Origin of the sequence: Putridiphycobacter roseus (assembly GCF_003234935.1) — a bacterium.
GTDB classification, from domain to species: domain Bacteria; phylum Bacteroidota; class Bacteroidia; order Flavobacteriales_D; family Crocinitomicaceae; genus Putridiphycobacter; species Putridiphycobacter roseus.
In genome coordinates this window covers 421,635-439,841 of the sequence record NZ_QKSB01000001.1, presented here as the reverse complement: position 1 = coordinate 439,841, position 18,207 = coordinate 421,635, and the positions used below count along the sequence as shown (strand labels likewise).

Annotated in this window: 15 protein-coding genes; 10 read left to right on the top strand and 5 right to left on the bottom strand. The window is 33.2% G+C overall.

Going from position 1 to position 18,207, the window contains the following annotated elements; translation table 11 throughout:
* Positions 1–4: 4 nt before the first annotated feature.
* From thiL to fumC, 4 genes are all read right to left on the bottom strand, one after another.
* The gene (gene thiL / locus DNU06_RS01830) at positions 5–1,039 is read right to left on the bottom strand and encodes a thiamine-phosphate kinase (RefSeq protein ID WP_111061496.1); all 1,035 of its coding nucleotides are present in this window, start codon (positions 1,037–1,039) and stop codon (positions 5–7) included.
* Positions 1,040–1,214: 175 nt separating this feature from the next.
* Positions 1,215–1,409 (bottom strand): hypothetical protein, encoded by a 195-nt coding sequence (locus tag DNU06_RS01825; protein ID WP_111061495.1) that lies wholly within the window; start codon positions 1,407–1,409, stop codon positions 1,215–1,217.
* 174 nt (positions 1,410–1,583) lie between these two features.
* Positions 1,584–1,889 carry a hypothetical protein gene (locus DNU06_RS01820; protein WP_111061494.1) on the bottom strand — a complete coding sequence of 102 codons (306 nt, stop codon included), beginning with the start codon at positions 1,887–1,889 and terminating at the stop codon, positions 1,584–1,586.
* A 313-nt stretch (positions 1,890–2,202) separates the two neighbouring features.
* The gene (gene fumC, locus DNU06_RS01815) at positions 2,203–3,600 is read right to left on the bottom strand and encodes a class II fumarate hydratase (protein WP_111061493.1); all 1,398 of its coding nucleotides are present in this window, start codon (positions 3,598–3,600) and stop codon (positions 2,203–2,205) included.
* 240 nt (positions 3,601–3,840) lie between these two features.
* Here fumC and DNU06_RS01810 point away from each other — a divergent pair, with 240 nt between their 5' ends.
* The 10 genes from DNU06_RS01810 to DNU06_RS01770 all read left to right on the top strand — a co-directional run bounded on the left by DNU06_RS01810 (position 3,841) and on the right by DNU06_RS01770 (position 15,984).
* A complete protein-coding gene (locus DNU06_RS01810) occupies positions 3,841–4,218 on the top strand; it encodes a nuclear transport factor 2 family protein (RefSeq protein ID WP_111061492.1) in 378 nt (125 codons plus the stop codon).
* A 96-nt stretch (positions 4,219–4,314) separates the two neighbouring features.
* Positions 4,315–4,482 carry a hypothetical protein gene (locus DNU06_RS17925; protein WP_199398970.1) on the top strand — a complete coding sequence of 56 codons (168 nt, stop codon included), beginning with the start codon at positions 4,315–4,317 and terminating at the stop codon, positions 4,480–4,482.
* A gap of 210 nt (positions 4,483–4,692) precedes the next feature.
* Positions 4,693–5,274, top strand: a complete 582-nt coding sequence (locus tag DNU06_RS01805; protein WP_111061491.1) for a DUF6515 family protein — start codon at positions 4,693–4,695, stop codon at positions 5,272–5,274.
* A gap of 171 nt (positions 5,275–5,445) precedes the next feature.
* Positions 5,446–6,474 (top strand): hypothetical protein, encoded by a 1,029-nt coding sequence (locus DNU06_RS01800; RefSeq protein WP_111061490.1) that lies wholly within the window; start codon positions 5,446–5,448, stop codon positions 6,472–6,474.
* A gap of 213 nt (positions 6,475–6,687) precedes the next feature.
* Entirely contained in the window at positions 6,688–7,902 is a 1,215-nt protein-coding gene (locus DNU06_RS01795) for a hypothetical protein (protein ID WP_111061489.1), read from the top strand.
* 651 nt (positions 7,903–8,553) lie between these two features.
* Positions 8,554–9,114, top strand: coding sequence for a hypothetical protein (locus DNU06_RS01790; RefSeq protein ID WP_146239108.1), 561 nt, complete (start codon positions 8,554–8,556; stop codon positions 9,112–9,114).
* A gap of 71 nt (positions 9,115–9,185) precedes the next feature.
* A complete protein-coding gene (locus DNU06_RS01785; RefSeq protein ID WP_111061487.1) occupies positions 9,186–14,147 on the top strand; it encodes a T9SS type A sorting domain-containing protein in 4,962 nt (1,653 codons plus the stop codon).
* A gap of 76 nt (positions 14,148–14,223) precedes the next feature.
* Complete coding sequence (locus tag DNU06_RS01780; protein WP_146239107.1) at positions 14,224–14,778, top strand: hypothetical protein; 555 nt, start codon at positions 14,224–14,226, stop codon at positions 14,776–14,778.
* Between the two features lie 39 nt (positions 14,779–14,817).
* The gene (locus DNU06_RS01775) at positions 14,818–15,381 is read left to right on the top strand and encodes a hypothetical protein (protein ID WP_111061485.1); all 564 of its coding nucleotides are present in this window, start codon (positions 14,818–14,820) and stop codon (positions 15,379–15,381) included.
* Between the two features lie 39 nt (positions 15,382–15,420).
* Complete coding sequence (locus DNU06_RS01770) at positions 15,421–15,984, top strand: hypothetical protein (protein ID WP_146239106.1); 564 nt, start codon at positions 15,421–15,423, stop codon at positions 15,982–15,984.
* A 128-nt stretch (positions 15,985–16,112) separates the two neighbouring features.
* Here the strand turns inward: DNU06_RS01770 and dnaK are convergent, their stop codons facing one another.
* Positions 16,113–18,011 carry a molecular chaperone DnaK gene (gene dnaK, locus DNU06_RS01765; RefSeq protein WP_111061874.1) on the bottom strand — a complete coding sequence of 633 codons (1,899 nt, stop codon included), beginning with the start codon at positions 18,009–18,011 and terminating at the stop codon, positions 16,113–16,115.
* Between the last annotated feature and the right edge of the window lie 196 nt (positions 18,012–18,207).

Genomic DNA, 18,207 nt, shown 5'->3' with positions numbered 1-18,207 from the left:
TATCTTAATCTTCTTTAAAATGATTCCAGCCTTGTGCTGTAATTTCTTGAGAGACTCCACCACGGTCAACTATATTTACGCTGCTATTTTTGTCGTTGAAATGACCAATGATTGAAAAGTGTGAATTGTCTTTTATTTTATCAAAATCGGTTTGTTTAATCGAAAACAATAATTCATAGTCTTCCCCACCGTTTAAGGCGCATGTTGAAGGTACTAAGTTAAAAGTTCTGGCGGTGTCAAATGTCTCTTGGTCTACCGGAATTTTTTCTTCGTATAAGGTTGCGCCAAGTCCGCTCGCTTTTGCCAAGTGCAAAACTTCAGATGCCAATCCATCAGAAATATCAATCATAGAGGTCGGTTTTACGCCCAGGTCTTTTAAAAAGTGAATGATGTCTTTTCTAGCTTCTGGCTTTAATTGGCGTTCTAAAATGTAATCGAATCCTTCAAGCTGGGGTTGCATTTCTGGATTGTCTTTATATACTTCTTTCTCTCTTTCTAAAACTTGTAAACCCATATAAGCAGCACCTAAATTGCCACTTACCACCAATAAATCATTTTCACTAGCACCAGTTCTGTATACAATTTCATCTTTGTTTACTTCACCAATGGCAGTAATTGAAATAACCAATCCAGAAGAAGAGGAAGTGGTGTCACCACCAATTAAATCTACCTTGTACAATTCGCAAGCAGTTCTAATTCCTTTGTATAATTCCTCTACAGCTTCCAAAGAAAAACGGTTAGAGATGGCAATAGAAACAGTAATTTGTGTCGCGTCACCATTCATGGCATAAATATCAGAAAGGTTTACCATTACGGCTTTATAACCTAAGTGTTTTAATGGAACATACATTAAGTTAAAATGAATTCCTTCTACCAACATGTCGGTTGAAATCAACGTATACTTGTCTCCACTGTCTATAACGGCAGCATCATCACCAATTCCTTTTACGGTACTTGGCTGCGTGTTTTCAAATCCATTTGTAATGCGGTCTATTAAACCAAATTCACCTAATTTTTCTAATTCTGTTCTATTCGACATTCAAATTGTTTTTTGCAAAGATAGTATATAGGGTTGGATTATACTAAAATCAATTTTTTGAAAGCATTTGTACATGGTGTAAAATAACATTTTATCAGTGAAATTCAATGGCAGCATGAGGCTATAAATGCCCAGCTTGACAATAAAAAATGTGAATAAGGAATCAATAGGTTTTTCATTCTTCACATATACCGGTGGCCAGATTTACCGATCTCGCAGGTGCATAATATACTTGCATGGCTTCCATATTCCACGCAATAGGGCTTAATTCTGAAGAAAAAGTAGAACAATTATCACAGTCTTGGTCTATGCGCCATAATTCTTTATATACTTTAACTTTTACACATCTTGAACTCCCATTTCCAGGCATGGAAAGCCATTTTTTTTGCTCAAAAATGACAATTTTGTATTTGCCATTAGGACTTGTAGAGGATATTAATTCACTGGATGTAAATTTCCACTTATACCGATATTTATTGAAGGCTAAAAACCTCTATGTAGCAACGAGCTCTCCAGAAAATATAGCTGTTGTTGACAATTGTCTTTATTTTTCGCTTACATATGCCATAGCAGATTTAGCATATGCTGTCCAGTTGTCGGCATAGTCAAAAGGAACTTGAACCCACGCTTTCATTGGTCTTTTTTTTCCTGATGGGTCGAAAAGCTGAGAACCGTCTAAACACAATGCATTGCTGTGTGATTCTCCGGTCAATTTAAAAACCATTTCATTCTGAAAGAAACAGATGAATGCTTTTCCGCCAATTTTGAAGCATGGTTTTCCAAACATTTGACTTTGTTCTGCGTTTTTTATATTTTGTCCGATTGAAAGGTAAAATTCTTCTTCAGTCATACTCCAAATTGGTTTAAATAATGGTCGTTTAGGCCATTTTCTTTATTGGATTAATTATGGTTACTGTTATTACTTGTAGCTAACGTACATTTATAAATTACTAATGGTTTTTGCGTAATCCATTTATTTTGTTACTGTTGAGTCAAATATAAGGGTTAAAAGTAAATTCTAATCTATATTATATTTTTTTCAATGAGCGGATGTAACTGTTTTCTATATAAGGCGGTATTTACTCATAATAATATCTACTGTTTACAAAAAAAGTCCTGACAATAACTGTCAGGACTTTACTTATTTAATTAGTGTTTATAATTTAATCCAAGGATCCAATCATCTTTTTAGGGTCAACCCAATTGTCGTATTCTTCAGCTGGTACATAGCCTAATCGAACAGCCTCTTCTCTCAAAGTTGTCCCGTTTTCATGCGCCGTATTTGCAATTTCAGCTGCTTTGTAATAACCAATTTTGGTATTTAATGCTGTTACCAACATCAGTGAATTGTTTAATAATTCTTCAATTCTTTTGTGGTTTGGTTCAATGCCTTTTGCGCAATTTTCGTCAAAAGATAGACATGCGTCACCAATTAACTCAGCAGATTGTAACAGATTATAAGCCATCATAGGCTTAAATACATTTAATTCGTAATGACCTTGTGTACCGCCTACAGTAATGGCTACATCATTCCCCATCACTTGAGCACAAACCATAGTCAAGGCTTCTGCCTGCGTAGGGTTTACTTTACCGGGCATTATTGAAGAGCCTGGTTCGTTTGCAGGAATGATAATTTCGCCTATTCCTGAACGAGGACCTGAAGCCATCATTCTAATGTCGTTCGCAATTTTATTTAAAGACACAGCTACTTGTTTTAAAGCGCCATGAGATTCTACTATGGCATCATGTGCTGCCAAGGCCTCAAATTTATTTTCAGCAGTAATAAAAGGAAGTCCTGTAAATTCTGCAATGTATTTTGCGACCAATACATCATACCCTTTTGGCGTGTTTAATCCTGTTCCAACAGCTGTGCCACCTAAAGCCAATTCTGCTAAATGTGCCAAAGTGTTTTTAATGGCTTTTAAACCATGATTTAGTTGAGATACATAGCCAGAAAACTCTTGGCCCAATGTTAAGGGGGTTGCATCCATTAAGTGAGTTCTACCAATTTTCACAACATCTTTAAAAGCAATTGATTTTGCTTGTAAAGTGTCCCGTAAAGCTTCAATTCCTGGGATGGTTTTTTCAATGATCATTTTATAACAAGCAATGTGCATGCCCGTGGGGAATGTATCATTAGAAGATTGTGATTTATTTACGTCATCATTTGGAGATAAAGTTTTTTCTCCTTCTCCAATCTTCTTGCCTGCCAATTCGTGTGCACGGTGTGCAACCACTTCATTCACATTCATATTGGATTGTGTGCCAGATCCTGTTTGCCAAATCACCAAAGGAAATTGGTCATTTAACTTTCCAGCTAAAATTTCTTCACATACCGCTGCAATAGCATCTCTTTTTTCAGGTGCTAAAACACCTAATTCGCAGTTAGCATAAGCTGCTGCTTTTTTTAAATATGCGAAACCATGAATAATCTCCATTGGCATACTAGCCACAGGACCTATTTTAAAATTATTTCTTGATCTTTCGGTCTGTGCGCCCCAATATTTATCGGCTGGCACTTTTACCTCTCCAATCGTATCTTTTTCAATTCTGTAATCCATACTAAACAGTTTGAGTTTTTAATTAATCTTTAACACAAAAATAAGGATACTTTTAGTTTTAAGGGTAAATTCCAAATCATATTTATCAGTAAATAATAGTAGGGTCCAAAATAGTCTTGAAATAGAACGTTTGTTTCTTTTTATATCGCTGTAATTAAATCTTTTTTGAAGTAATCATTACACAACTATGGTCAGGTTTTTTTACACTTTGATTATATTTGGATATAAAAAATAATTCAAATGAACTTAACTCAAAATAAGGAAAATGCGATTGCTTTCTATAAAACGGCTTTCTTAGGTAATCCTAAAATGGCCATAGAAAACTATGTAGGAAATGAATATATTCAACATAATCCAGAAGTGGAAAATGGTAAACAAGGCTTTATAGATTATTTTGAAAAAATGCAAAGAGAATATCCGGTGAAGTCCATTACTTTTACCCGTTGTATTGCCGAAGGTGATTTAGTTTCCTTGCATACACATCAAATTTGGCCAGATAATGATGAGTATGTAACTATGGATTTCTTTAGATTTGATAATACGGGCAAAATTTGTGAGCATTGGGATGCGATTCAACAAATACCAAAATCTTCTAAAAATCCAAACACTATGTATTAAAAATTAGTAGAGGTTCGTAAAAAAACAATAAAAAAAAGGAGTCCGATTATTAAAGAATTAAAAAGACTTATTATATTTACATCAAATTATTGAATCATGGTATTAGGAGCAACTTTAGGAACAGCATTATTTTTAGTTATTGGATTAATGGCTTTTTGGTTATTGACTTTTTTAATGGGATTTGCATTACCATTTTGGGTGACTTTAGGTGCAATGCAAATGTTACGTCCAAAAAGATTAACAGAAGAAGAAGCAGAATCTTAAATTATAAGATTATAAAAATATAAATTTAAAAGGGTTATTTTGATAACCCTTTTTTTTTGTGCCTTTTTGAATTAAATGTAGGCTCGTACCATCCTATTAACTTGAAGGTAAAAATTGATTTTTTTAAAATCTCACAGTTTTATGCTGGAGCTTTTTTAAACCTAGAAGCCATTTTGAAGTCATACATATGAATGTTAAAAACTTTATATTATGTCTAATTTAAAAAAAATAATACCCATCTCTATAATCGCTCTTTTTTGCACATACCAAGTACAAGCCCAGGGGGCTCCAAAAAAGAATAAATCTCCAAAAGCGAAAACAACGCAAGTAAAAAAGAAACCAATCAAAGTGGTTCATGATAAAGTCGCGTATAAAAAATCCAAGGGAAAAGTAGTAACAGTAAGAACTTTGCCCAAAAAAAATATAATTAAGCATAAAGGAGTCAATTATTATTATGCAAACAAAAGGTATTATACTTATACTGGTGGACGGTATATTCCAATTATCCCAAAAGCTGGTTTTAGAATTAAGACTTTGCCTGTTGGTTATATAGTAATAAATAGACCAAGTCGAACTTATTTTTGGTTTAACGGTATTTTTTACACTAAATCTAATAATGAATACGAAGTGATTGAACCCGAAATTGGGACAGTAATTTATGAGCTTGCTCCAGATGCTGAGAAAGTAACTGTAAATGGAAATACTTATTACGAATATTCTAATGTCTTGTACGAAAAAGTACAGATTAATGGAAGTAGAGCATACGAGGTTGTAGGATATATTGAAGGATAATCACTTTCCTTAATTTTATAAAAAACTTGTACTTCATGTAAGTGCAAGTTTTTTTTTGTGACAATTTTGAAGGAATGTCATGTTGTTCCTTCAAGCATAATTGGCTTATTTTGTTCTAAAGTATATTTTCTTATTATTATTGGTAACTTTATATAGGAAATAAGGACATTTATGATCAACCAGCTAGATATTCAAGAGGCGTTATTGAAAAAAGTAGAAACTCGTTTACCAGAAAATGTGAAGTTGGTAGAAGCTTTGATGGACGTGCTCCATGTAAGTCAAGATGCTGCTTATAGGAGAATGAGTGGCAAGGTTCCATTAACCATTTATGAAACACAAATGTTACTAGACACCTATGATGTGAATATTGGTAATTTGGGGAGTTATAAAAAAGACAAGATAATTTTCGACTATCGTCCGCTTTCTAGAATTAATTTCAATTTTGAAAGTTATTTAACAGGATTAAGAGATAGTTTGCGGGAGATTAAACATCTAGAAAATCCTGAGTTAACCATTTCAATTAATGAGACTCCCGTTTTTCAATTGTTCAACTTTCCGCATTTAACCCGTTTTAAATTTTTCTTTTGGGCAAAGTCATATTTGCAAATACCTGAATATGTGAATGCTAAATTTAAAAGAGAGAAAATTGATAAACGCGTATTGTCAATCGGTATAGAAGCTCATAATTTATACAATTCTTTTCCTTCAACCGAGATGTATTGCCCCGAAACCCTAAGGGGAATTTTAAGACAGATTGATTATTATTTTGAAGCAGGTGTGTTTGAAGATGCGCACTATGCTTTAGAACTGCTCGATAATTTGTCGGGCTTGGGAAGGCATATTGAAAAGCAAGCTGAATTAGGTCATAAATTTGCAGCCAATAATGAACCGAACGATTCGGAACAAACTGCTTTTAAAATGTATTTTTTAGACACTTATTTACCTGATAATACTTATTATGTGACGCATGAGCAAGGTGCACTGACCTATTTCTCTCATAATATCATGAATTTTATCATGACCCAAAATCCCGAATATAACGCTGATACAAAAATGATATTGGACCGTTTATTAGATAATTCTACTAAAATAAGTGTGACTGGTCATAAAGAAAGGGCTAAGTTTTTTAATGCCCTTGAAAAAGCAATTGATCAATTGCGCAAAAAAATTGCCTTTGCCATTGAGCAAGAAGAAAATTAAGTAACCCTTTATCGTTTCCCGCATTTTTTAATCAAGTCAATACGCTTGCTAATCAATATTGGTTATGCATCAATAATTACTATGTACATATAGTGTGTTTATATGCAGGTATTGCTTTTGCGTTTTACGCAAATCCTGAATTGCCTTGCGTTATTCAATTATTAAAACGCTTACCTACTGCCTAATTTTGTCACCACATTAAAACTTAAAGTTATGAAAAAGTTAGTAGCAATTATCGCGTTATTTATTGGAAGTTCATTAATGGCGCAATCAGCGAAGCCTACCATTGCGGTGGCAAATCCAAATGTAGAAGGATTAAGTTTAACACCAACATTGGCAGCAAAATTAATGCAGTTAGAATTAATAAAACTAAATAAATTTAGTGTATATGATGAATTCGATATGGCAGAAATCATCAAAGACAGTCCTGAATATTCAAATGCTTGTTACGGTTTAAGTTGTTTGTCAAAAATGGGACAAGCTTTAAAAGTCGATTATATCGTGTCCGGAAGTTTTAACGGATTAGGAAATAAAATTGCCATCTCCTTAAAGTGGATTGATATTAAAACCGGTACAATTCACAAGTCAATGGTGCGTGAATTCGATAATCAAGAGCATGAAATTCAACGTATGGTTGAGATTTTATTAAAGGAGATGAATGATGTACCGGTGGATAAAGTGTTGGCCGACCGATTGAAGTTCAACAATGAATTAATTACATCCAACAATGTTGGGCGAGTGAATAATTCTGGTCCAAGAGTAGGATATGCTGTAATGGTAGGCGATTTGAATGAATATGCAATGCGTCCAACTGATCAAGGTGGTTTAGATATTTTCCCAGGTATGAGTATGATTGGTTATCAGGTAGAAAAGCAATATGTTGGTACTGAAAATTTTTCTGCATTGTTTGAAGGTATTTTTAATATCTCAGGTTTAGAACAAGGTCAGTTTATTCCTTCAATTACTTTGCTGAATGGTTTTAGATTTGGAAAAGCGGGCTGGGAATTGGCTTTTGGTCCTGGTTTTGGATTAAAAAAGACTTCTAATGGTTTTTTTGATAAGGATAATGCATTTGGAAAAGGAAACGATACATATTTTTCAAATAGTGATTGGAATGAATATGCGAATAGCAGGTATAGTGCAGATAAAGATTCCACTTATTATGATGAGTATGGTAATTTTCAAAGACCAACAATTGATCAGATTTCAGGTGGTAGTATTGGTTATTCTGAGAATTATGACTCGAGAGGAACAGTGAAAATTAACACTACTTTTTTATTCGCTTTTGGTAGAACTTTTAATGCTGGTGCTTTGAATATTCCTGTGAATGTGTTTTATTCTTCAAGTAGAGGGGGTGGTTTAACTGGTGTTTCGGTAGGTTTTAATGTAATAAATGACAAACAAAACATCAATCCTAAACCACTTTAAATATACCATCTTTCATAGGTAGTTTAGTCTCCGCTTTAAGTAAGTCCCGACATTTTTTGTTGGGGCTTTTTTACTTTTAATGCAAAGGTTTTTGACTATTGCTTTTTTCAATGATTAAAAAGTTTTGTTTGCAGGTTGTTTTGAATTTACTGTGGTCAGTACCGACAAATCAGATACAATCAGGGGGATAGGCGGTAAATATGACGTATACAGTGTTTCCATTCTTGAATAATGCTTATAGCTTTTAAAGTAATTGAAGTTGAACGCTGTTGTTATTTTTTATTCCTGCTGTTTTAAAACGAGTAATTCCCACTATTTTCTATTAATTTAAGTAAAGAAGATTGAGTGTTCAGAGCATATATTTTAATGGTTAAAGTAGGACTATGGCGTTATAGTGTTCATGATTAGCGCTTCATGAAATATTTTTTTAACAATTATTATGATTACTTAATATAATTTTATATATTTGGTAAACTTTACGATTTTAATTATACATAGCGGGGATGAGAATAAACAATAAGATTTATATCTCAAAAAAAAATGCAAAACCAACACTCATATTGGGTAGGTTGCTAGCGATTTTTTGGGATTCACCGGCTTATTAAGATTGTTTTAGCGCAGAGCAGCTTTAATGAGCACAATACAATAATTATGAAACAATTATTATTTATGTGTTTATGTTTTAGCATGGCTACCATAAATACCGCTTGCCATAAAATAAAGGCAAATCCAGCAGAACCTATCGATCTTACACCTAAGCTGCCTCAAGCTACGCATACAGGAGCCAATACTTTTGGTTGTTATATTAATGGGGCACTATTTGTTGCCCAAAGTAATAACTATAACAAGGTGATTCCTATCTATTGTAGCTATAATAAAATTTCAGAAAATGAATTGAGAATTCAAGGATCCAGACTGAATGATTCGATTAGAGACAATGTAAGCTTTATCGCTTTTATAGATAAAGGAGTTGGTGCTTATGAAATGGATGTGACTGGAGATAATCAAGATGGTTATAATAATTACAATAATAATTCTATTTTATGTTTAGACTACAACTTTAGTTTGACAGAAAAAGGAATGCTGAATATCACGTTTTTAGATACTGTAAATCGTATTATATCAGGTGATTTTCAGATGCAACTTTACAACGAAGATTGCCCATTAAAAATAGTGAGCATAACAGATGGTAGGTTTGATTTAAAGTATTAATTCAAATTTCCTAAACACTATTCTATTTTTTTCAACGCTTTACAATTCTGTAAGGCTTAAAATATAACATTATGAAAACTTTTATATATATAATATGCCTTTTAGGCATATCGGGTAATCTATTTGCCCAAAACATTATCAATTTAAATGATAATGCCGTAGTTAATCAACAGTATAATAATAAGATGCAGGCCATGTTTGCACAGATGAATTTAGACTTGGTCCCCTCTGGAGTTCTATTTGATAGGGGGATTAGTTTTATTGATTTAAAACCATATAATGGACAATTGTCGGACACCAATGAAACAACTAATATTACTTTTGGATTGGCCTATGCCAGTTTAATGAATATGTCGGTAAAAAGTGAGACTTCTTTACCCAATCCTGAGGTTTATAGACAGGTAATGGATAAGCAAAATCATTTTTCAGATACCATTCTAATTGCAGGGTTACATCAGGTGTACCACAGTATTGATACCCTTGCAATTCAAAATGATTTATTGAATTTACAAGGCGATAATTTAATTGATGTCCCAAATCGAACTAGTTCTCCATATAATAAGCAAGAACTCTTTTTGTTAGGAACGAATGTGACGGATGTTAAAAGTAACATACTTAATATAGTGGTGGATTCTGATCTGTTTTTTAATAACTCAGGGAAAACAATAAGAAACCTAGAAGTGGACATGGACAATGGAAAAGGTTTTGTTAAAGGTAAATTAAATACGAGCTTTAAAACTTCATACAGTGCGGCGGGTAAAAAGCATTTAAAGTTTAAAATTACCTATACCGACAATTCTGTTTATTATTCTCATTTTAAAATTTACACAGAGGGTCCTTCTAAAAAATCAGGTGCAGTTGCTCCAGATATCACCCAATATATTACTCCATTGCAAGGTCCAAACGGTTTTAAAGATGGTAGAGGAGGAGGACATATTCATGTATTTCTTTCTTGCGGCCATTCTCAAATAGTAAAACCTTTTATTTGGGCAGAGGGATACAACCCAATTATAGGGAATATTGACATTGGTATTACAAAAGAAGATGTATTAGATAGGCTGTCTCATAATGAAGCAATAATTGGAGGTTTAAAACTTAGAGAGTATCTTGAAGAAAACGGCTATGACATCATTGTGTTGGATTACGATAATGGCGCGGATTATTTATCAAGAACTGCAGAGTTTATCGCTAAATCAATCCGCTGGGTAAATGCAAGAAAACATAGTGGGGGCAGTTATGAAAAGAATATTTTATTAGGCCAAAGTATGGGGGGCGTTTGTGCTATGTATGCATTAAAAAGTATGGAAACGATTACAAATGAGGACCATGAAGTAGGAAGTTTTATTATTTTTGATAGCCCAATTCAAGGTGCAAATATTCCTTTGTCTGCACAGGCAGGGCTTTTGTCTATTGCATCAATGCCCGTAAATATTCCTTATAGTTCTAGTGGTGGGATTTTAAAGGATTATGTCTCAATATTAGATGATGCAGTAGATTTATTGAATCTTCCAGCAAGTAGAGGTATGATTAAGTATATGGCGAGTCAACATCCATTAATGGAGCCTCAATTGTGTAATACTTTTTATAATTATTTACATAATGTATTAGGTGGAATGCCAACGGATTGTGAAGTATATGCTATTACTAATGGCTCCAATAAAGGGGTGAATGGAGCCCAAGAATATTTGCCAGGAGACACATTGATAGGTGTGAACACAAGTGCGATTGGAGTAGCTACGACTTTGATAGGTAATTACATTAGTGGAATAGATACAAGTCAAGTTGGTGGAGTAACACTTACACCGAAAGTTTTAAGTACAGCCTCAATGATTATGTGGGTGTTAGATGTAAATGTTTCAACTAACATCCTGATGTACGCTATCCCAAGTAATCTTAATGATGATGTTTTTATTGGAGAAATATCTTTAAACCCTTGGTGGTCCTCGCCAATATTATATTTAAATAATCATTGGGTTTTATCCAGCTCTTTGCCTGAGATTGATAATGCTCCTGGAGGATTTGCTGGAGCTTTTGAGAATTTACCGTTATCTATTCCAACTAGTTTAAGTTCGTCTTTAGCGGTTAGAACTTTTAAAATGAATACATGGTGTTTTACTCCTACTATGAGTGTACTGAATTATCATGGGCCATACACGGATAATCGTTTCCATAGTTTAATGCATAATTTTGAAAACAATACAGCTGAAATTTCGGCAAATAGTTTAAGTGGAATTGACAATTATTTATCTAACTCCTCCACAGTGTCCACTGCGGATGGTGTTTTTCAAAATACAGCACATACATGGTTTACTAATGAACAGGCAGGGTATATGCTTTATATTTTGGTCGGGAAAGATCTGTTAGGAAATCTATCTCAATTAAATACAGGTAATTCGTACAACTATGGAAAAGTTGCATTGACACCATATCATGTTTATCATCACAATAATAGTAGTCTTACTTTAAGAACTGATCCAGTTTTAGACCATGACTTGACAGTTCAAAATTCAATACTTGGCGTCAATAGAAGTGTAGATATAGGATTGACAACAGTACCCAATTCAAATAATTTGGGTGTTCCACCAATAAATTCCAGTTTTACAATGCAGCTTGGGCATAATTGTGATGAAGATGATCCAATAACTTTAAGGTTAGAAAGAGACGGTGTTTTAATGATTGGGGATACCCATTTAAGAACTGGTAATGTAGTGGTAAATGATCACCATAGAATTGTTGTTGAAAATGGAGGTACATTAATTATTGAGGAGAACAGTAGTTTGTTTTTGAATGAGGATGCTAATCTTATTTTGAAATCAGGCGCAAAATTAATAAATAGAGGCGTTATTATGTTGAATGGTAACAGTAAGGTAATTTATGAAGAAAATGTAAACTTTATAATGGACAAAGAGGCAAGTGAATTTGTATTTAATGGCGGTGCTGTATATCTACAAAAAAATGCCCTGTTCACATTTACACATGCAAACTCACCGCAAGCTGGTAATATAATTGTAAAGGAAAATGCTAAATTCTATGCAGATGAAAGTAACTGCGAAGTTTTAATTCAGGGTAAAGGAATTAACCATGATATTGTTTTGATTAATGCAAATAAAATATTGGAATTTGTAAATCCAAGTAATTTTAATAAAGTATCGTTTACAATGGCATCTACAAAGTTTAAAAATGGGTCAAAAATTCTTGTTCCATGTGAATTCCATGCACTTAAAGCTAAGTTTTCTAATGTTAGCGCAACTGTAGATACAAAGTTGGTTGTTTCGGATGATTGCCAGTTAGTTGGTTGTGATTTTAATGATGTCAATGTAGAAGCTAATTATAATTCCATGATAAACCTGCATCATTTTAAAAGTGTTAACTCCGAATTTGATTTTTCAGCCTTGTCTGGTAATGTAATTTCTATTGTAGGAGGTAGTTATTTTTTATACCATTCTACTTTTAATTTACAAAATCAACAAGTGAGTACACATGCAGTCCAATCCTTATATTGTACAGCCGCTTCATCAATTATTAAATGCACTTTTAATAAGGGTAATGGGGTTTATGATTATGGAAATAATGATTTAAGTGTCACATCTAGTAATTTTCTAAATCAAGATAAAAGTTTGGTGAAAGATGGAGGAGTTCTTAATATGAAGTGTAATGGATTCGCCAGTATAACAACGCCAGTGACGCTTGAGAATTATGCAAGACTAAATGCTGGGGTATATTTAAATCAAGGCTATAATAAATTTCAAAACACACAAAGTAGTTCATTAATTTTTAATTATTCCAGCCTACCTAGTCTCTATGAAGGTTATAATGATTTTTCAAAAGGAACTAATAATAACTATTTTGAAGGTGATATTCTATTAACAACAGCTTTTGTCCCTTATTTTATGAATGCTGGAAAAAATGGGTGGGGTGCTGGAATTGTTCCAAATCAAAACAATTTTTCACTTTATTTTGGGTCATTACCTAGTCTTTCTACTTTTTTGGTTAGCAGTCATTCGCCTATGACAGGTTATTGTAATCAGTTTAGTCCAGGTGATATTATTGCCGATCCTGTAGGTCCGGGTGATAATTCTACTTCGTTAATAATCCCTGGTTTTAATGGCGGGGATCCAATTTCTGTAAAGGAAATATTATCTATGGCCGTTAGTTTGAATGAAGATAATGATTCTATTTATGGGAATAATTTTCAATCTATGCATGTGTTGCATCAAGTTATTAAATATGACTTTAGAAAAACAAGGCTATCTAATAATCAGACTGCTGATATTGTTGGTGAAGTTGTTCGAGAAATGCAGTCAACCTTTAAAAGTGCCATCAACCGTAATCAAATACAAAGTGATCTAAATGTATCTAGTTTTCAACCAATGGTTCAACAGTATGTGGACGGGTTAAATTTAATGTCAAGTTATTTGGTAGGTTCTAATAATAATGCAAGTATGTTTTTAAATGAATTAAATAAAGTACAGCTTTATTTGTCGATAAATCATCCTAAAATTGCATTGTCTATTTTAAATAATACCGAGTATTGTGGGCTTAATGCTTTAGACCAGAAGATTGTAAATTTCAATAAGTTTGGTATTAATGAGTACTTGTCAAAAGAAGCTTTCGGATATAAAGCATTTCTAACGGATTCCGTATTTACTGACTCGACTGGTTTTAAGACTTCTTTAAGTAACGAGTTGAACTATTACACTTTTAATTCAATAATTAATAGTGTTGAGGATATTGATTTTAGAAATAATTGTGGGCCACATCAAAAAAGCAATATCCTAAACAAGGATTTATCTTTCAACCTCTATCCAAATCCTAGTAATGAAATTGTTAAAATTGAGTACTTCATAAACTCTGAAGAGCAGGGTAAATTTATGATTTATAATTTGAATGGAAAAACCCTCCTTGAAATAATTTTGATGAGTGATTTAAGACAAGAATCCATTGACCTGAATAAAATTTCTTCTGGATTATACCTGTATAAGTTTATGGTGAACGAAGAAGTTGTGAAAGCTGGAAAATTCATTAAAAATTAAGTAATGATTAAACCACCATTTTCATTTAATGTAGATGGTGGTTTTTTTTAGTATGTACATATTTAAAATATATAGTATGAAACAATTATTATTGATGTGTTTATGTTTTAGCATGGCTACCATAAATACCGCTTGCCATAAAATAAAGGCAAATCCAGAAGAAGAACCTATCGATCTTACACCTAAGCTGCCGCAAGCTACGCATACAGGAGCCAATACTTTCGGTTGTTATATTAATGGGGCACTATTTGTTGCCCAAAGTAATAACTATAACAAGGTGATTCCTATCTATTGTAGCTATAATAAAATTTCAGAAAATGAATTGAGAATTCAAGGATCCAGACTGAATGATTCGGTTAGAGACAATGTAAGCTTTATCGCTTTTATAGATAAAGGAGCTGGTGCTTATGAAATGGATATTATTGGAGATGTTCATATTGGGTACATAAACTTTGTCAATGGTTATCATGAGTACTATCAATTGGAAAATAATCCGGGTAAACTTACTGTGACTTTCATGGATACTGTAAATCGCATTATATCAGGCAATTTTCAGATGCAACTTTACAACGAAGATTATCCAATAAAAATAGTAAGTATAACAGATGGTAGGTTTGATTTAAAGTATTGATGCAAATCGATACATGACCTTACCCTAAAAATATATAGTATGAAACAATTATTATTATTGATGTGTTTATGTTTTAGCATAGCTAGCATAAATACCGCTTGCCATAAAATAAAGGCAAATCCAGCAGAACCTATCGATCTTACACCTAAGCTGCCGCAAGCTACACATATAGGAGCCAATACTTTTGGTTGTTATATTAATGGAGCACTATTTATTGCCCAAAGTAATAACTATAACAAGGTGATTCCTATCTATTGTAGCTATAATAAAATTTCAGAAAATGAATTGAGAATTCAAGGATCCAGACTGAATGATTCGGTTAGAGATAATGTAAGGTTTATCGCTTTTATAGATAAAGGAGTTGGTGCATATGAAATGGATGTCACTGGAGATAATCAAGATGGTTATAATATATACACTACAGATTCGATATGGTGCTTTGACTACAACTTTAGTTTAACAGAAAAGGGAATGTTGGATATTACATTTTTAGATACTGTAGATCGTATTATATCAGGTAATTTTCAGATGCAACTTTACAACGAAGATTGCCCATTAAAAATAGTAAGTATAACAGATGGAAGGTTTGATTTAAAGTATTGATGCAAATCGATACATGACCTTACCCTAAAAATATATAGTATGAAACAATTATTATTGATGTGTTTATGTTTTAGCATGGCTACCATAAATACCGCTTGCCATAAAATAAAGGCAAATCCAGAAGAAGAACCTATCGATCTTACACCTAAGCTGCCGCAAGCTACGCATACAGGAGCCAATACTTTTGGTTGTTATATTAATGGAGAACTATTTGTTGCCCAAAGTAATAACTATAACAAGGTGATTCCTATCTATTGTAGCTATAATAAAATTTCAGAAAATGAATTGAGAATTCAAGGATCCAGACTGAATGATTCGATTAGAGACAATGTAAGCTTTATCGCTTTTATAGATAAAGGAGTTGGGACTTATGAAATGGATGTGACTGGAGATAATCAAGATGGTTATAATAATTACAATAATAATTCTATTTTATGTTTAGACTACAACTTTAGTTTAACAGAAAAGGGAATGTTAGATATTACATTTTTAGATACTGTAAATCGTATTATATCAGGTAATTTTCAGATGCAACTTTACAACGAAGATTGCCCAATAAAAATAGTGAGCATAACAGATGGTAGGTTTGATTTAAAGTATTGAGTTAAGAAAAAAATGCTCATCTTATTTGGATTGCTAAATCAATAAAACCAAGATTTATCGAAGGGGCTAAAATCAAAAAACCCCGACATTTATTGTCGGGGTTTTATAATTATAAAGATTAAACTTTATTATTTTTCTTTTACTTCTTCGAAGTCTACATCTTCTGCTTCCGCATCAGCTGAAGTTTCTTCTGCTCCACCTTGTGCAGCACCTTCAGCGCCTTCGGCACCATCAGCGTACATTTCTTGAGAAGCAGCTTGGAAAACTGTGTTTAATTTTTCCATTGCAGTATCAATAGTACCAAAGTCTTTTGCTTCATATGCAGTTTTTAATTCTGCCAAAGCTGTTTCTATTGGTTCTTTTTTATCCGCTGGTAATTTATCACCGTATTCTTTTAATTGCTTTTCAGTTTGGAAAATCAAAGTATCTGCAGCGTTAATTTTATCTGCTTCTTCTTTTCTTTTGTTATCAGAATCTGCATTTGCTTCTGCATCTGCTTTCATTTTTGCAATTTCTTCATCAGATAATCCAGAAGAAGCTTCAATTTTAATAGATTGCTCTTTTCCTGTTGCTTTATCTTTTGCTGAAATACTCATGATTCCGTTTGCATCAATATCAAAAGTTACTTCTACTTGAGGAACTCCTCTTGGTGCAGGTGGAATATCAGCTAATTGAAATCTACCTAAAGTTTTGTTATCTGCAGCCATTGGTCTCTCCCCTTGTAATACGTGAATGTCTACCGCTGGTTGGTTGTCAGATGCTGTGGAGAATGTTTCCGATTTTTTAGTTGGAATAGTTGTATTCGAATCAATTAATCTTGTCATTACACCACCCATAGTTTCAATACCTAAAGATAATGGAGTAACATCTAATAATAATACATCTTTTACTTCACCAGTTAATACACCACCTTGAATAGCAGCTCCTACTGCTACAACTTCATCCGGGTTCACTCCTTTTGAAGGCTCTTTTCCAAAGTAAGCTTTTACTGCTTCTTGAATTGCTGGAATTCTTGTTGATCCACCAACTAAGATGATTTCATCAATATCGCTTGTAGATAATCCTGCATTTTTCAAAGCAGTTTTACAAGGTGCAATTGTTCTTTTTACTAAATCGTCGATTAATTGCTCAAATTTTGCTCTACTCAATGTTCTTACCAAGTGTTTTGGAATTCCATCCACTGGCATAATGTAAGGCAAGTTAATTTCAGTACTTGTGGTAGAAGACAACTCAATTTTTGCTTTTTCAGCAGCTTCTTTTAATCTTTGTAAAGCCATTGGATCTTTTCTCAAGTCAATACCTTCGTCATTTTTAAATTCGTCCGCTAACCAGTTAATGATTTTATCATCTACATCATCACCACCTAAATGTGTGTCACCATCAGTAGATAATACTTCAAATACACCATCACCTAATTCTAGTACAGAAACATCATGTGTTCCACCACCAAAATCAAATACAATAATTTTTTGATCTTTATCTTTTTTATCTAATCCGTATGCCAATGCTGCTGCTGTTGGCTCGTTAATGATTCTTTTTACAGTTAAACCTGCAATCTCACCAGCTTCTTTCGTTGCTTGTCTTTGAGAATCGTTAAAGTAAGCAGGCACAGTAATTACCGCTTCTGTTACATCTTGTCCCAAATAATCTTCAGCAGTTTTCTTCATTTTTTGAAGTACCATTGCTGAAATTTCTTGCGGAGTATACAATCTATCGTCAATTTTTACTCTTGGCGTATTGTTGTCTCCTTTTACTACTTTATAAGGTACTCTAGCTACTTCTTTTGCTACTTTGTCAAAAGTTGTACCCATAAAACGCTTAATAGAGTAGATAGTTTTTTCTGGATTGGTGATTGCTTGTCTTTTAGCTGGATCACCAACTTTTCTTTCCCCACCTTCAACGAATGCTACTATTGAAGGGGTAGTTCTTTTTCCCTCTGAGTTAGTAATAACCACTGGCTCATTCCCTTCCATTACTGCAACGCATGAGTTGGTTGTCCCTAAATCGATTCCAATTATTTTACCCATTTTATTTATTTTTATGCTTTTATATTTCATTTCCTATTAGTCAATCTTTATGCCATTGTAATTTTTGCTTTTATTTATGTCATTGTGGCAGTTTTATCTATGTAAACCAGTAAAACATGTCAGATTGAATGGGGTTTTATTAAAATGTATGACAGAGTTTATGAACAATTCTACCGGTTGTACTGTTAATAAAAAT

Coding starts and splice junctions, on each gene's coding strand:
- DNU06_RS17925 (WP_199398970.1), top strand. CDS start 4,315: ATGGTATTAGGAGCAACTTTAGGAACAGCATTATTTTTAGTTATTGGA.
- DNU06_RS01790 (WP_146239108.1), top strand. CDS start 8,554: ATGAAACAATTATTATTTATGTGTTTATGTTTTAGCATGGCTACCATA.
- DNU06_RS01795 (WP_111061489.1), top strand. CDS start 6,688: ATGAAAAAGTTAGTAGCAATTATCGCGTTATTTATTGGAAGTTCATTA.
- dnaK (WP_111061874.1), bottom strand. CDS start 18,011: ATGGGTAAAATAATTGGAATCGATTTAGGGACAACCAACTCATGCGTT.
- DNU06_RS01775 (WP_111061485.1), top strand. CDS start 14,818: ATGAAACAATTATTATTATTGATGTGTTTATGTTTTAGCATAGCTAGC.
- DNU06_RS01780 (WP_146239107.1), top strand. CDS start 14,224: ATGAAACAATTATTATTGATGTGTTTATGTTTTAGCATGGCTACCATA.
- DNU06_RS01825 (WP_111061495.1), bottom strand. CDS start 1,409: ATGCCTGGAAATGGGAGTTCAAGATGTGTAAAAGTTAAAGTATATAAA.
- DNU06_RS01800 (WP_111061490.1), top strand. CDS start 5,446: ATGATCAACCAGCTAGATATTCAAGAGGCGTTATTGAAAAAAGTAGAA.
- DNU06_RS01805 (WP_111061491.1), top strand. CDS start 4,693: ATGTCTAATTTAAAAAAAATAATACCCATCTCTATAATCGCTCTTTTT.
- DNU06_RS01770 (WP_146239106.1), top strand. CDS start 15,421: ATGAAACAATTATTATTGATGTGTTTATGTTTTAGCATGGCTACCATA.
- DNU06_RS01820 (WP_111061494.1), bottom strand. CDS start 1,889: ATGACTGAAGAAGAATTTTACCTTTCAATCGGACAAAATATAAAAAAC.
- DNU06_RS01785 (WP_111061487.1), top strand. CDS start 9,186: ATGAAAACTTTTATATATATAATATGCCTTTTAGGCATATCGGGTAAT.
- fumC (WP_111061493.1), bottom strand. CDS start 3,600: ATGGATTACAGAATTGAAAAAGATACGATTGGAGAGGTAAAAGTGCCA.
- thiL (WP_111061496.1), bottom strand. CDS start 1,039: ATGTCGAATAGAACAGAATTAGAAAAATTAGGTGAATTTGGTTTAATA.
- DNU06_RS01810 (WP_111061492.1), top strand. CDS start 3,841: ATGAACTTAACTCAAAATAAGGAAAATGCGATTGCTTTCTATAAAACG.